The sequence below is a fragment of the Janthinobacterium sp. SUN118 genome, from assembly GCF_030397695.1.
Classification (GTDB): Bacteria; Pseudomonadota; Gammaproteobacteria; order Burkholderiales; family Burkholderiaceae_D; genus Janthinobacterium.
Window position 1 is genome coordinate 126105 of sequence record NZ_JAPUBV010000002.1, and the last position, 14522, is coordinate 140626.

The 14522-nt window shown below is 66.7% G+C and carries 15 protein-coding genes; 3 read left to right on the forward strand and 12 right to left on the reverse strand.

All coding sequences use genetic code 11. The features are described from left to right. Positions 1 to 97 precede the first annotated feature (97 nt). Entirely contained in the window at positions 98 to 826 is a 729-nt protein-coding gene (locus O0880_RS16175) for a PhaM family polyhydroxyalkanoate granule multifunctional regulatory protein (RefSeq protein ID WP_289887443.1), read from the forward strand. A gap of 28 nt (positions 827 to 854) precedes the next feature. Here O0880_RS16175 and O0880_RS16180 read toward each other — a convergent pair whose 3' ends face one another. From O0880_RS16180 to O0880_RS16230, 11 genes are all read right to left on the reverse strand, one after another. Further along, positions 855 to 1070 (reverse strand): hypothetical protein, encoded by a 216-nt coding sequence (locus O0880_RS16180; protein ID WP_010394693.1) that lies wholly within the window; start codon positions 1068 to 1070, stop codon positions 855 to 857. Positions 1071 to 1134: 64 nt separating this feature from the next. Further along, positions 1135 to 2865: a tetratricopeptide repeat-containing response regulator gene (locus O0880_RS16185; protein ID WP_289887444.1), complete on the reverse strand. Its 1731-nt coding sequence runs from the start codon at positions 2863 to 2865 to the stop codon at positions 1135 to 1137. 11 nt (positions 2866 to 2876) lie between these two features. After that, a complete protein-coding gene (locus O0880_RS16190) occupies positions 2877 to 3596 on the reverse strand; it encodes a HAMP domain-containing sensor histidine kinase (RefSeq protein ID WP_289887445.1) in 720 nt (239 codons plus the stop codon). Positions 3597 to 3770: 174 nt separating this feature from the next. After that, entirely contained in the window at positions 3771 to 5606 is a 1836-nt protein-coding gene (locus tag O0880_RS16195) for a family 2A encapsulin nanocompartment cargo protein cysteine desulfurase (RefSeq protein WP_289887446.1), read from the reverse strand. Next, positions 5581 to 6513 carry a family 2A encapsulin nanocompartment shell protein gene (locus O0880_RS16200; RefSeq protein WP_071325557.1) on the reverse strand — a complete coding sequence of 311 codons (933 nt, stop codon included), beginning with the start codon at positions 6511 to 6513 and terminating at the stop codon, positions 5581 to 5583. Before O0880_RS16200 ends, O0880_RS16195 begins: the two co-directional genes overlap by 26 nt. 118 nt (positions 6514 to 6631) lie before the next feature. After that, complete coding sequence (locus tag O0880_RS16205) at positions 6632 to 6856, reverse strand: helix-turn-helix transcriptional regulator (RefSeq protein ID WP_034784364.1); 225 nt, start codon at positions 6854 to 6856, stop codon at positions 6632 to 6634. Positions 6857 to 6863: 7 nt separating this feature from the next. Then, the gene (gene epsC, locus O0880_RS16210) at positions 6864 to 7865 is read right to left on the reverse strand and encodes a serine O-acetyltransferase EpsC (protein WP_071325558.1); all 1002 of its coding nucleotides are present in this window, start codon (positions 7863 to 7865) and stop codon (positions 6864 to 6866) included. A 19-nt stretch (positions 7866 to 7884) separates the two neighbouring features. Next, positions 7885 to 8382, reverse strand: coding sequence for a rhodanese-like domain-containing protein (locus O0880_RS16215; protein WP_289887447.1), 498 nt, complete (start codon positions 8380 to 8382; stop codon positions 7885 to 7887). 236 nt (positions 8383 to 8618) lie between these two features. Continuing rightward, positions 8619 to 10250 carry an FAD-dependent 5-carboxymethylaminomethyl-2-thiouridine(34) oxidoreductase MnmC gene (mnmC, locus tag O0880_RS16220; protein ID WP_289887448.1) on the reverse strand — a complete coding sequence of 544 codons (1632 nt, stop codon included), beginning with the start codon at positions 10248 to 10250 and terminating at the stop codon, positions 8619 to 8621. Continuing rightward, the gene (locus O0880_RS16225; protein WP_289887449.1) at positions 10250 to 10813 is read right to left on the reverse strand and encodes a DNA-3-methyladenine glycosylase I; all 564 of its coding nucleotides are present in this window, start codon (positions 10811 to 10813) and stop codon (positions 10250 to 10252) included. Before O0880_RS16225 ends, mnmC begins: the two co-directional genes overlap by 1 nt. 38 nt (positions 10814 to 10851) lie before the next feature. Beyond that, entirely contained in the window at positions 10852 to 12336 is a 1485-nt protein-coding gene (locus O0880_RS16230; protein WP_289887450.1) for a PLP-dependent aminotransferase family protein, read from the reverse strand. Positions 12337 to 12447: 111 nt separating this feature from the next. Here O0880_RS16230 and O0880_RS16235 point away from each other — a divergent pair, with 111 nt between their 5' ends. Together O0880_RS16235 and O0880_RS16240 are read left to right on the forward strand one after the other, a co-directional pair. Further along, positions 12448 to 12909 carry an OsmC family protein gene (locus O0880_RS16235; protein WP_071325561.1) on the forward strand — a complete coding sequence of 154 codons (462 nt, stop codon included), beginning with the start codon at positions 12448 to 12450 and terminating at the stop codon, positions 12907 to 12909. Continuing rightward, on the forward strand, positions 12910 to 13563 hold the full coding sequence (locus O0880_RS16240; protein ID WP_289887451.1) for an FMN-binding negative transcriptional regulator: 654 nt from the start codon (positions 12910 to 12912) through the stop codon (positions 13561 to 13563). On the opposite strand, the gene O0880_RS16245 is transcribed toward O0880_RS16240, so the two are convergent. After that, positions 13547 to 14500 carry an AEC family transporter gene (locus O0880_RS16245; protein ID WP_289887453.1) on the reverse strand — a complete coding sequence of 318 codons (954 nt, stop codon included), beginning with the start codon at positions 14498 to 14500 and terminating at the stop codon, positions 13547 to 13549. The genes O0880_RS16240 and O0880_RS16245 overlap by 17 nt on opposite strands. Between the last annotated feature and the right edge of the window lie 22 nt (positions 14501 to 14522).

Here is a 14522-nt window from a genome sequence, read left to right on the forward strand (position 1 = left end):
CTCCTGATGTTTTATGTAAGAAAATGTTCGCGACTTTGCGTCAGTTGCAAGCTGATATCTGCTACGCTAGGACTATCCATCCAACAGGAGATTTCGCATGGCAAACCCGCAAATGCCCCAGATTCCGGGCGCAGCAGTTGTGACCGATACGCTCGACTTCGTCAAAAACCTGTGGGGCAGCATGAGCGTGCCTGGCATGGGCGTGCCTGGCATCACGGCACCGACCATGTCGGTGGAAGAACTGGACAAGAAAATCAACGACTTGAAAGCCGTCGAAGCCTGGCTGAACCTGAACACCAGCATGCTGCGCGGCAGTATTCAGGCGCTGGAAGTGCAGCGCGGCACCATCGCCACCCTGAAGTCGATGGGCGCCTCGCTGGCCGCCGCCATCACCCAGCCTGGCGCCAGCGACACCTCGCTGTTCGAATCCGTACCGTACGCGTCCGCATTTTTCCAGCAGCCGACGCCCGCAGCGGCGGCGCCGAAAGCGCCCGCACCGGCCCCCGCTCCAGCGCCTGAGCCGGCACCCGCACCAGCGGCCAGTGCGCCCAGCGAGGCGAATGCCCATGCGGCAGCCCAGCTGGCCAATCCGAGTGCTTGGTGGAATTTGTTACAAGATCAGTTCAAACAGGCGGTATCGACGGCCATGTCGCCCGATACGGCCAGTGCGGCGGCCAGTGCAGGCGGCGCGGCCAAGGCCAGGCCGGCAGCGGGCAAGCCGGCCAAGCCTGCCGAGACCGGCGCGGTAGCCAAGGCCAAGGCGGCGCCACGCAAGGCGCCGGCGAAACGCGCGGCGCCCAAGGCCAAAGCGCCAGGCAAGTCCTAGCGCTTCACGACCTCAAGCAGCGATATGATCAGGCGATACGATGAATGCGGATCGCCTCGATCATATTGTCGGCCTGGCGTTTTACGTCACCGATCGTGATCAGGCCTTCGTCCGCCAGCGCCTTGGCGTGCTCGTACGAAGACTGGAATGTTTCCAGCGTGTCTCCCTTGGCGGCGACCGGGCGTACCCAGGCAATGCTGCCGACTTTCATTTTTTTGTACACTTCATTGACCACATCACGCATAGTTTCTTCCTTATTGTTGTAAAGCAACTCAAGCACGGGCAAGCCCACGCTGGCCCCTAGTTTATCATCCGGCGCGCTCGCGCACGGATTTTCCGGGATTTTCGGCTGCCGGCGGCGCTTTTTCCAGCGCCACGAGTTCCGCTTCCGGCGCGGGCGGCGGCGTCAGCTGCACCAGTTGCTCCATCAATTGCGCGAAACGCTGCTGCCCTGGTGCAATTTTGTCTACATACAACAACACCTCCATGGCCTCGGCCGCCAGCTCCGCCTGGTAGCCGCGCTGCTGCAGGAAAGAGACGATGATTTGCGCCGAATTGAACAGGATGCGCAGATTGTTCGGCAGCTTTTCGCGCGCCGCGCGCATCCAGCTGACCGCTTCGTTGAGCTTGTCCGTCTTCCACAGCAGCACGCCCTTGTTCATCAAGTCCGACGCTTCCTTGCGCGACGCGATGATCATGCTCGTGCCTTCGTCGCCCATCTTCGCCTTGTCGAAGATTTTCTGCACCTCGTCCTGTACCACCTGGTTGTCGTGGTTGTTTTTCACCACGTAGCACAGCAGGCCGGCCGGCGCATCCTTGACGCCGACGGCGAACAGCAGGGTCGCCAGCTCCATGCAGATGCTTTTCTCGGGCCGCGCCGGATCCTCGGCCAGCATGGCTTCGAGCTCGTCGCCGCACTTGCGCGCACGCCGGTAGTCGCCCGTCTCGTGGTGCACCATGCCTTCCGTGATCTTGGCGCGCAAGCCGATCTGCTCGGGCGAAAATTCGCGCTGCGCCAGCAGCAGCCACTGCAGCGCCTCCTTGGCATCCTTTTTGAGGCCGCACACGCGCGCCAGGCCCAGGTAGGCATCCGGCGTCTTCATGACGGAAAACTCGCCGATGGAAATGCACTTGCGGAAGGCCTTTTCCGCCATGCCGACATTGCCGATTTTTAGCGCCGCCATTCCCAGGTTGCGCTGGCGCGGCACGGAATTGGGCGACAGGCGCGCCGCTTTTTCCAGCACGCCGCACGCTTCCTCGTGCTGGCCCATCAGCTGGTAGGCGACGGCCATCTGGTCGTAGGCGTCGATGTAGTACTTGTTTTCGACGATCACGCCCTGGAAGATCTGCCGCGCCGCCTCGTGTTCGCCGTTATTCATGCGGATCTTGCCCAGTCCCGCCCTGGCCCAGCTGTAATCGCGGTCGGCCAGCACTTTTTCATACACGGCGCGGGCTTTTTCCGGTTCGCCGCTTTTCAGCAGCAGGGTGGCCTTCATGCGCAACAGTTCCAGCTCGTGCAGCTTGTTGACCTCGATCTGCGCATCGCACAATTTGGCTGCGCGCAGATAATCCTTTTCCATGCACGCCTGGTCGATTTCGCGGAATACCTGCTTCTTGTGCCAGACGCGGTTCAGGCGCGTCAGCAGCACGCCTTCCGTGATGGGCTTGATCAGGTAGGCGTCGGGCTGGTGTTCGGCCGCGCCCATCACCGATTCCACGCTTTTCTCGGCCGACACCATCAGCCACACGCTCGACGGCGCCGTCAGGTTGCGCACGCGCGTCTCTTCCAGCACCTGCTGGCCGTTCTTGCCTTCACCGAGGTTGTAATCGCACAGCACCACGTCGTAGCGCGTCTTGGCCAGCAGTTTCATGGCTTCGCCGCCGCTGGCCGCCTGGTCGATATGGCGCGCGCCCAGGTTGCGCAGCGATTCGCGCAGCAGGATGCGGATGCCGATGAAGTCGTCGACCAGCAGATAATGCTTGTCGGCCCAGTCGGTGCTGCCCGCTTCGGCGGCGGTGGCGTGGCTGTCTGTCGTCATGGCGTCCTCGTTCAGGGCAGGCGCAGGATGAAACAGCCGCCGCCCAGGGCGCCGCCATTTTCCAGCGCGATGCTGCCGCTGCTGCCCCGGTGCTTGTGCATCTTCGCCACTTCGCTGGAAAAATACAGGCCCAGGCCCGTGCTGTTGGTGGAGAAATTCACGCCGGCCGCCATGCCGTCCATGGCCGCGCTGCCCGCCTCGAGCAGCGCCTGCGAGTAGCCATCGCCATTGTCTTCCACGCGCAATTCCAGCAAATCGCCGTGCTCCCGCACGGACAGGCGGATCGTGTCCCGCGTGTAGCGGATGGCGTTGTTGATCGCATGCGCGAGCACGCCGATGACGAGGTCTTCATCGAGTGTCCAGATCAGCTCCGGCGGGCATTGCGTCTCCAGGCGGATGCCCTTCGACAGCAGCAGGATCTTTTCCTGGTCCACCACCTGGTCGATGACCTGGCTGACCAGCTGCGGCTGCACGTCGAACGGGTAGCCGGGCTTGCCCACTTCCTTGTACAGGGCCAGCAGCTGGATCAGGTTGTCGTTCAGGCGCTTGGTCTGGTACAGCATCTGCGCCATCTGCAGGTAGGCGGGGTCGGCCTGCGGGACCTCTTTCGCCTGCTCGGCCGCCAGCAGCGATTCCAGGGTGCCGCTGACCACGCTGATCGAGTTTTTCATGTCGTGCACGGTCGACGCCAGGAACAGGAAAAGCTCGGGCGAGCTGTGTTGATCTTCCACCGGATATCTCCTTGGGCGCCAGCGGCACCGCGCCGCGGCTCAAATGTTGCCACAAGCAAATTATACCGTTCGTGCCGGGCAGCGCTCCAGCATAGCGCAGAAGTCTGTGATCTGACGCAACAAAGCCGCCCCGCGTGGCGCACGGGGCGGCTTTCAGCCAGCAGCAGGGCTGTCTCAGCGGCGCGCGCCCGCCAGCCGGCGCACCACCGCGATCATGCGGTCGATCTCCTCGTACGTGTTGTAGAACGCGAACGAAGGCCGCACGGTCGCTTCCACGCCGAAGCGGCGCAGGATCGGCTGGGCGCAGTGGTGGCCCGAACGCACGGCGATGCCCTCGTCGTTCAGGGCGCGCCCCACTTCGGCCGGCTCGTAGCCGGCCAGCACGAACGAGGCCACGCTGGCCTTGTCCAGCGCCGTGCCGATCAGGCGCACGCCGGCGATCGCCTGCAAGCGATGCGTCGCGTAGTCGAGCAGCGCGTGCTCGTAGGCGGCGATGTTTTCCAGGCCGATGCGCTGCACGTAATCGATGGCCGCGCCCAGGCCCACGGCGTCGGCGATATTGCCCGTGCCCGCCTCGAAACGGTTCGGCACGCCCTGGTAGACGGTGCGCTCGAACGTGACGTCGGCGATCATGTTGCCGCCGCCCTGCCATGGCGGCAGCTGCTCGAGCAAATCGGCCTTGCCATACACGGCGCCGATGCCCGTCGGACCAAACACCTTGTGCCCCGAAAACACATAGAAATCGGCGCCCAGCGCCTGCACGTCCACGCGCAGGTGCGACACGGCCTGCGCGCCGTCGACCAGCACGCGCACGCCGGCCGCATGCGCCAGCGCGATGATCTGCGCCACGGGCGTCACCGTCCCCAGCGCATTCGACACCTGCGTCACGGACACCAGTTTGGTGCGCCCGTTGAGCAGCTTGCGGAATTCATCGAGGATGATCTGCCCGCTGTCGTCGACGGGAATCACGCGCAATGTCGCGCCCTTCTCGGCCGCCAGCTGCTGCCACGGCACGATGTTGGCGTGGTGCTCGAGCTGCGAAACGATGATCTCGTCGCCACTGCCGATGTACTTGCGGCCAAAGGTATTGGCGACCAGGTTGATGCCTTCCGTGGCACCGCGCACGAAGATGATTTCATTGGCCGAGGCGGCGCCGAGAAAATTCGCCACCTTGGCGCGCGCCGCCTCGTACGCATCGCTGGCGCGCGCCGCCAGCGCGTGCGCGGCGCGGTGGATGTTCGAGTTCTCGTGCGCATAGAAGTACGCGATGCGGTCGATCACCGACTGCGGCTTGTGCGTGGTGGCCGCATTGTCGAACCAGGCCAGCGGCTTGCCGTTGACCCGTTCGGCCAGCACGGGAAAGTCGCGCCGCACGGCATGCACGTCGAACGGCGCCGGCGCCTGGTGTTCACCCGGTGTCGCCCCCGCCGGCTGCGCGGGCAGCACGGTCTGGAAATAGAACTCGGGCTGGCTGTTTGACGACGGGACAGGCAGCTGGCGCGCAGGTGCGCGCTGCGGCGTGGCAAACAGGCCACGCAAGTCGTCCGCATCGTGCTGTCCCCGTCCCTGCCGCGCCAGGCCGTCGAGACCATGGCCCGACGCGGGATAGCCGTGCGCGCCACCGATGAAATAATACGGCGATGGCGCGCCGGGCGCGTTGATCGCCGACAGGCGCGGCGTCGGCACGGAGGCCGGCGCCGGCGCAATCGGCGACTCCAGCGGAGGCGTCACGGGCGGCACCTGCGCCGTCGCCACGCCGGGCGCGATGGCGGCGAACGCAGGACCGGGTTGCGGCGGCGGACGGTTCGCATAGCGGGGCGCCGCATCGAGTACGCTGCCGGAACCGCCGAGACTGGGCGATTTGTCCACTGCAGGCGCGAGCCCCGGCAGGCGCGCGAAAAACTCGCCCGCCAGGCGGTTCAGCGTTGCTTCGTCGGGTAACAGCGATGCAGGCGGCGAAGACGGCGCCAGGGCCGCCGCACCATCACTTGTAGGTGTCTGGGTAGTCATGGTATTTACCGATCTCCACGTCTTCCAGCACGGCCAGCGCATCGTCCGTCAATACGGCCAGCGAGCAATACAGCGAAATCAGGTAGGACGAAATCGCATGGCGGTTGATGCCCATGAAGCGCACGGACAGGCCCGGGCTTTGCTCGCCCGCCAGGCCGGGCTGGAACAGACCGATCACGCCCTGGCGCTGCTCGCCCGCGCGCAGCAAGATAATCTTGGTCTTACCGTCTTCGATCGGCAGTTTGTCGGACGGCACCAGCGGCACGCCGCGCCACGTGAGGAACTGCGAGCCGAACAGGCTGACGGTCGGCGGCGGCACGCCGCGGCGCGTGCATTCGCGGCCGAAGGCGGCAATCGCCAGCGGATGCGCGAGGAAGAAGCCGGGCTCCTTCCACACTTTCGTCAGCAGTTCATCGAGGTCGTCCGGCGTGGGCGCGCCCGTCAGGGTAAAGATGCGCTGGTCATCGTGCACGCTGGCCAGCAGGCCGTAATCGGGATTGTTGATCAATTCGCTTTCCTGGCGCTCCTTGATCGTTTCGATGGTCAGGCGCAGCTGCTCCTTGATCTGGTCGTGCGGGCTGCTGTACAGGTCCGACACGCGCGTGTGCACGTCGAGCACCGTGCTGACGGCATTGAGGAAATACTCGCGCGGCTGGTCATCGTAGTCGACGAAGGTTTGCGGCAGTTCCGACTCGTCGCGCTGCGAACACGCCACGCGCACGTCCTTCGGATTTTTCACGCGGTTCAGGCGGTAGATACCCGCTTCCACGGGCAGCCATTGCAGCAGGTGCACGAGCCAGCGCGGCGTGATGGTGGACAGCTGGGGGACGCTCTTGCTGGCATTGGCCAGCTGGCGCGCGGCGTTGTCGCCCAGCGCAAACTGGCTATCGGGGGTTGCTTCGGCCATCAACTACTCCTAATGAGAAAAGTGAATATGCTTATCTGAAAAACAAATAAAGTATCGGACGCCCCTCTCGTTTACTCAACATGCTATCGCCACCAATGCGGCGCTTAATCGACCCGCCTTAATCGACCAATTCCGGTTCGCAGCGCGCCATCAAGCCCGCCAGGCCGATGCCCAGCGCGCCGGCCAGCTTTTCCACCGTCAGCAGCGACGGCGTGGCCGCGCCCCGTTCGATTTCGCCGATGAAGGAACGGTTCAAGTCGGCCGCTTCGGCCAGCCGCTCCTGCGACCAGCCATGCCCTTCGCGCAACTGGCGCACGGCCAGTCCAAACTGTTTGATCAACATGCTGTCCTCATGGGTGGTGGGCAAAGGCGGAGTGCGGTGCAAGTGCGGCGGCGGGCAGCGATACCTCGCCCGCTTCCTGCTGGTTGTGGGCTTGCGTGACGTTGCTGCCGGGCGCCACGTTACGGGTCAGCCAGACATTGCCGCCGATGACAGAACCCTGGCCGATGGTCACCCGCCCGAGTATCGTGGCGCCGGCGTAAATGACCACGTCGTCCTGCACGATGGGGTGGCGCGCCAGTCCCTTTTTCAGCACGCCGTCGGCGCCGGCGGGAAAGCGCTTGGCGCCCAGGGTGACGGCCTGGTAGATGCGCACGCGTTCGCCGATGATGGCCGTCTCGCCGATCACCACGCCCGTGCCATGGTCGATGAAAAAGCTGCTGCCGATGACGGCGCCCGGATGGATGTCGATGCCCGTCTGCGAATGGGCCACCTCGGCGATGATGCGCGCCACCAGCGGCGCGCCCAGCGCATACAGGGTGTGCGCCAGCCGGTAATGGATGATGGCCAGGATGCCCGGATAGCACAGCAGCACTTCATCGACGCTGTGCGCGGCCGGGTCGCCATGGAAGGCGGCCGCCACGTCCGTGTCGAGCTGGGCGCGGATGCGCGGCAGCGCGCGGGCGAAGCGCTGCACGATGGCCAGCGCCTGCTGTTCGATGGGCACCGTCTGCTGCAAGCCATGCTGGCGCGCGTGGTAACTGAGTTCGCGCCGCACCTGTTCGTGCAAGCCGGTCAGGGTCGTGTCGAGCGTGTGGCCGACAAAGAAATCCTCGCTCTCCTGCTGCAGGTCGAGTGGCCCCAGGCGCATGGGGAACAGCGCCGCGCACAGGGCATCAACGATGTCGCGCAAATGCTGGCGCGACGGGAATTCGCGCGCGCCGCACTCCTGGTGGCGCAACAGCCCTTCGCGCCACTGCTCGCGCACGGCGCGTAATTCATCGACGATCTGGCGCAGCTCCCATTGCGGCTGCGCGGCGAGGGGGACGGGAGGCAAGGCACGCTGGTTCATGGTGGTCCTGAGAGGTGAATTAGTCCTGGATCCAGGGCAGGGAGTGCCAGCGCCAGCCACCACTGTGGCCGCGCTGCAGTTGTCCGTCGAGGTCACCCTCGAAACCTTGCGCGATATTGAACACGTGCGTGAAACCGGCCTTCGCGGCCGCTTCGGCGGCAAGGGCCGAACGCTTGCCGCTGCGGCACAGCAGCAGCACCACGGCGTCCTTGCCGCCCGCCTTCGCTTCCAGTTCGCGCGTGAAGCGGGGGTTGCGGTTCATGGCCGTGCCGGTGGCCCATGCCACGTGCAGCGAGTCGGGCACGTAGCCGACGAAGGTGCGCTCTTCATTCGTGCGCACGTCGACCAGCACGGCCTTGCCGGCCTGCACCAGCTGCCACGCATCCTGCGCGCTGACGATGCCCGCATACGGCAAGCCTTGCGCCTGCGCCTGGGTGCGCGCGAGATTGAGCACTTCGTCGAACGCCGCCTCGCCGTGCGCGGCGCGGGGGTCGAATACCAGTTCTGTCGCTGCCATCTGTCCACCTCTTTATTCCGTCGTCAAAAAACAAGCACGAGTCCACTGTAGCGAACTTATGTTGTTCGGAAAACAAATTAAAAAGAGTTTGGAAAGATGAAAAACGTATATGGGGTCACGTGCATGGGGGCAGCCCCTCACACGCGTTGGCGCCATCTCTTGACGGCGTATCCAAGAGCAGGCACCGGGGTCGCCCCCTGAGGTTCCGCCCCCGGAACTCGCTTCCGGGGGAGCAATCAGGAAGCCCGGCGACGCTCGCGCAGCAGGAAACGGGCGGGATCGAGCGCCTCGGCCAGCTGGCGCTCCAGCGGCAGCGGCTCGCCCTCCAGCTGGCAGGCCAGCAGTTCGGCCGCCAGCGGCGCCCAGATCAGGCCGCGCGAGGCATAGCCGAGCAAGCCAAACAGGTCGGGCCAGCGCGGCACGTCGCGCAGGCGCTCGCAGCGGCCCGGCACGCCGGGGTCGGGCAAGGCGCCCGCCAGCGGCAGGCGGTCCGGCGCCACGCAGCGAAAACCCGTGCGTCCGGCCAGCGGCGCGTCGAACGGAGGGACGCCGAGGATATCGGCGCCCTTGTGGATGTTCTCGTGCTGGCTCGATGCGCGCACGCTGGCGTCGGCATCCGCGTCGTAACTGGCGCCCACGCAGACGATGCCGCCATGCGCCGGCGTCATGTAGGCTTCGCGGCAGACGACGAATGGCGGCACGGGCAAGCTGCCTTCGGCCAGGTGCGTGACCTGGCCGCGCACGGCGTCGAGCGGCAGGCCGGCCGCCTGCTCGAACTGCAGCGCGCCCGTGCCGGCGGCCAGGATGACGGTGGACGCCGCCGCGATCAAGCCACCCTGCGCATCGCGCACCAGCCACTCGCCGTCCTGGCGTTCCAGGCGCAGCACACTGCTGGCAAAGCGCCGCGTCAGCAAAGTGCCACAGGCGTCGAGCATGGCCGCGCAGACGGAGGCTGGGCGCGCCCAGCCTCCTTGCGCGAACCACCAGGCGCCATCGGGCGCGGGGCAACCCAGCATGGCTGTCGCCTCGGGCGCTTCCAGCCAGCGGGCAAAATCGGGCGGATACAGGCCGCTGGCGGCGATCTGCCGCTGCACCTGCGCATGCGCGCCGTCGCGCGCCAGTTGCAGCACGCCGCACTGCGCGCCATCGAAGGCGGCGCCGATGCCGCCCAGGCGCTGCCAATGGCGCAGCGAATACAGATACGCGGCGCGCACCAGGCGCGTGGCGATATTGTCGTCCTTCGACAGTTGCGGCATGAAGATGCCGGCCAGGTTGCCGGATGCCTCGCTGGCCGGCTGCGCGTGGCGTTCGACCAGCGTCACCTTCCAGCCGCGCGCGGCCAGCCGTTCGCAGGCGGCGGCGCCCGCCACGCCCGCGCCGATGACGATGGCGCGCCGTTCCGGCGCCACGCGCGCCTCGCTGTCGCCGCGCCGGGCATAGAACACGGCGCGCAAGCGGCTCTCGTCGAAGACAAAGCCATTTTTTTGCAGCGCCGCGCGCTGCGCCTCGTCGAGGTGCACGGCGTGCAGGCGGGCGCCGTCGACCATCAGGCGCGCCAGCACGGCGGTCGCCGGCGGCACCCACGCCAGATGCACTTCATCGACGCGCGCCGACAGCTGCGCCAGGCAAGCGTCAAGCTCGCCGATCAGCACATCGAGCGTGACCAGGCCATCGCGCGACACCATGCGGTGCAGGCCGGGCACGCAGGGCGGCCATTGCGCGCGCCACTCCTGCGGCAAATGGCTGGCATCGATGGGACGGGGCGCCAGCGCGATGTAGTGCAGGCGGCGTCCGCCATGCCGGGTGCAGGCGGCGCGCAGGCGCGCGCCGTCGAAATCCGTGTCGAGCAGGACCAGCGCGTGGCGCATCAGCGCCCCGCGCGGCAAAAGCAGGCGGGCGCATGGTCGTTGACCATGCCGATGCCCTGCATGTAGGCGTAGATGATGGTCGAGCCGACGAACTTGAAGCCCCGTTTGAGCAAGTCTTTCGACAACCTGTCCGACAGGGCCGTCTTGGCGGGAAACTCGCCCGGCTGCCAGCTGTTGACGATGGGCTGGCCATCGACATACGCCCACAGGAAGCTGTCGAGCGTCTGCCCTTCCGCGCGCAGGCGCAGGTAGGCTTGCGCATTCGTGATGGCGGCCGCCACCTTCAGGCGGTTGCGCACGATGCCGGGGTCCAGCAGCAGCTGCGCCACCTTGTCCGGGCCATACGCGGCGATCTTTTCCGCGTCCCAGTTGTCGAAGGCGGCACGGTAGGTGTCCCGCTTGTTCAGGATGGTTTCCCAGCTCAGGCCCGCCTGCGCCCCTTCCAGGTTCAGCATCTCGAACAGGCGGCGCTCATCGTGGCAGGGCACGCCCCATTCCGTGTCGTGGTACGCGACGTAGCGGGGGTTGGCCGGATTGGCCCAGGAGCAGCGGATGAGATTCATGGTCGTGTTCTTCGTGTGCGGGTAACTGCCAGTATAGATTATCGGCCGCGCAGGATGCGCCCCAGTTCAAGCAGGCCGTGCTGAATTTCGGCCGGCGGAATGGCGGCAAAGCCCAGCAGCAGCCCGGGCGGCACGGCGCAGGCAGGACTGGCGTCAGGGTCCGCATAATGGCCCAGCGGGCGCAGTTCGATGCCCCGCTCGACGCCCGCGCGCGATACGACCTCTTCATCGTGCGCGGGCGCCTGGCGAAAGTAGGCGCACAGTTCCAGGCCGCTGTCGGCCGGGCCGCACGCGAGCTGGTCGTCGAGTTCGCGCGCGATGCCGCGCAACAGCAGGTCGCGCCGCTCGGCATTGCTGTCGCGCGTGCGGCGGATATGCCGGCCGAAATGCCCCTCGGCGATGAAGTCGGCCAGCGCCATCTGCGGCACGATGGCCGTGTGGCGATCCATCACGGCCTTGGCCTGCACCAGCGCCTCGGCCAGCGCCGGCGGCGCCACCATGTAGCCCAGGCGCAGCCCGGGGAACAGCACTTTCGACAGGGTGCCCACGTACACCACGCAGCCGGCCCGGTCCAGGCTTTGCAGCGACGCCAGCGGCGCGCCCGTGTAGCGGTACTCGCTGTCGTAATCGTCCTCCACCAGCCACGCCTTGTGCTGCGCGGCCCAGGCCAGCAAGGCCAGGCGGCGGGGCAAACTCATGCTCACGCCCAGCGGCATCTGGTGCGACGGCGTCACGTACGCCAGCTTCGCCTGCGGACAGTGCGCCACGCCATACGCCACGTCCAGCCCCTGCGCATCGACGGGAACGGGAAACACGCGCGCACCGGCCGCGCGCAGCGGGCCGCTGGCGCCGCGGTAGCCGGGCGACTCCATCCAGGCAGCATCGCCCGGCGCCAGCAGGATGGTCGACAGCAAGAACAGCGCCTGCTGCGAGCCCGAGGTGATGACGATCTGCTGCGGCGTGCAGTGGACGCCGCGCGCCGCCTTCAGGTACACGCACAGCAGCTCGCGCAACGGCAGGAAGCCGGCCGGATCGCTGTAGCCGAACTGGTGGTCGGGACGGCGCCAGCGCCGCGCTTCCAGGCGGTTCCACACGTCGAAGGGAAAGTGGTCGATGCGCGGCATGCCGACGCGAAAGGCGCGCAACGGCCCCCGGTGTATCGCCACCTGGCGCATGGCCGCCACCACGCCCTGGCCGCGCGCGGACAGCGGCCGCAGCAGGCCGGGCGTGCTGGTCGCCGGTACCGGCAGTGGCACGTCGCCGCTGACAAAGGTGCCGCGCCCCACGGCGCCATCGAGGTAGCCTTCGGCCGTCAGCAGCGCGTAAGCATTGAGCACGGTCTGGCGCGACACGGCCAGCAGGCGGCAAAACTCGCGCGTGGGCGGCAGCTGCATGCCGGGACTCATGCCGCCATCGAGGATGGCCGCCTTGATGGCCGCATACAGCTGGCGGAACAGCGGCTCCGGCGCGCCGCGCCGCAGCGGCAAGGCCGCGATGATCTGGTTCAGGTGGGAGGCTGGCATGCTGGGATGGCGGTTGAATTGGTAGCTTCAAGATAGCACTTATTGGCTGTTTTAAATAGCCAAAACTGGCGCTAAGATGACGGCATTCCCTTTCACTCTCGCGGAGCATCCATGCATCAGTTTTTCGCCACCGTGGCCTGGCAGCGCGACGGCCAGGATTTCGCCGGCCAGCGCTACAGCCGTGGCCATGAATGGCAATTCGACGGCGGCCTGACCGTGCCCGCCTCGTCGTCGCCCCTGTCCGTGCCGCTGCCCATGTCGGTGGCGGCGAATGTCGATCCGGAAGAGGCGCTGGTGGCCGCCACGTCGAGCTGCCACATGCTGTTCTTCCTGTCGCTGGCGGCGCAGCGCGGTTTCACCGTCGACGCCTACCGCGACGCCGCCGTCGGCGAGCTGGGCAAGAATGCCGCCGGGAGGCTGGCCATGACGCGCATCGTGCTGCGCCCGCGCATCGCCTTCGCGGGCGCAGCGCCTTCGCCCGAGGCGCTGGCCGCCCTGCACCACGACGCGCACGAGCGCTGCTACATCGCCAATTCCCTGACGGCCGACGTCGTCGTCGAAGGCGGTGCCTAGATGTACACGCCATCCAGCTTTCGCGAAGAGCGCCTCGAGGTGCTGCACGGCCTGATCCAGGCGCATCCGCTGGGCGCGCTGGTGCGCCACGGCGCCGATGGCCTGAGCGCCGACCACCTGCCGTTCGAGATCGCCGCGCCGACGCCTGACGCGCCATTCGGCATCCTGCGCGCCCACGTGGCGCGCGCCAACCCGCTGTGGCGCGCGGCAGGCGGAGACGCTGCATGCATGGCGATCTTCCAGGGGCCGCACGCCTACATCACGCCCGCCTGGTATGCGGAAAAGCAGCGCAGCGGCAAGGAAGTGCCCACCTTCAATTATGCGGTCGTGCATGCGCACGGCCCCCTGCGCGCCATCGACGACGCGGCATGGCTGCTGGGATTGGTGGAGCGGCTGACGGCGCGCCACGAGACAGGTCAAGCCACGCCGTGGCGGGTGAGCGATGCGCCGGCCGCCTACATCGACAAGCTGTTGAAAGCCATCGTCGGCATCGAAATCCCCCTCACGCGCCTGACGGGAAAATGGAAGCTGGGTCAGAACCGCAGCATGCAGGACCAGGCCAGCATGGCGCACGGCCTGGCGGCCGACAGCCAGCCCGGCGCGGCCCGGGCGCTCGGTGCGCTGATCGCCGCCAACGTCACGCCAGCCAGCTGACGGCCGCCGAAAACGTCAGGAACGACAGCGCCGTCGACACCAGGATGATGCGGGCGATGCGCGCCGTGTTTGCGCCGAAACGCTCCGACAGCAGGGTGACGTTGCTGGCGCTGGGCAGGCAGGCCACGAGCACCATGCAGGTCAGCGAAAAAGGATCGAGCGGCGCACCGAGCGCCATGGCCGCGTGGCCGATGCCCCATACCAGCAGCGGATGCAGCAGCAGCTTTTTCAGCGCCACCGGCACGTACTCTTTCATCGGCGCCGGATCGCTGGTGCTCATCTGCGAACGGGCCAGCACGGCGCCGATGGTAAACAGGGCCACGGGCGAGGCGGCGTCGGCCAGCAAGCCCACCGTCTGCATCAATGGCTTGGGCAAGGCCAGTTCCAGCCACGACGACAGGGCCCCCAGCACGATCGCCCACGGCATCGGGTTGCCGGCCATGCCCTTCATGGCATTGACGATGGCCGCGCGGCTGCCGTGCGCGCCGCCGCTGCCGATGCGCGACAGGGCGATGCACAGCGAGCTGGTAATGAGCATGTCGACGACGATGGTGACGATGACGGGGCCCGACGAACGGGGACCCAGCAAGGTCAGCAGCAAGGGCACGCCCATGAAGCCCGTATTCGGGAAGGCCGCCACCAGCGCGCCGAAGGCGGCGTTGTTCCAGTCGATGCGGTGGCTCAGGGTCATGGCCATGGTGACGCCGACCATGATCAGCGCGCACAGCAGGTACACGCCGAACACGCTGCCATCGAGCAGCTGTGCGATGGGCGTGGCGGCGCCGAAGCGGTACAGCATGCACGGCAGCGCGAAGTACAGGACAAAACTGTTCAAGCCGCCGATGGCGGCCAGCGGCAGCAGGGTGCGCCGCACGGCCAGGTAGCCGCACAGCACCAGGGCGAAGAAGGGGAAGGTGATGGCGAGGATGGTCAGCATGGAGAGCCATTGTAACGGCGCC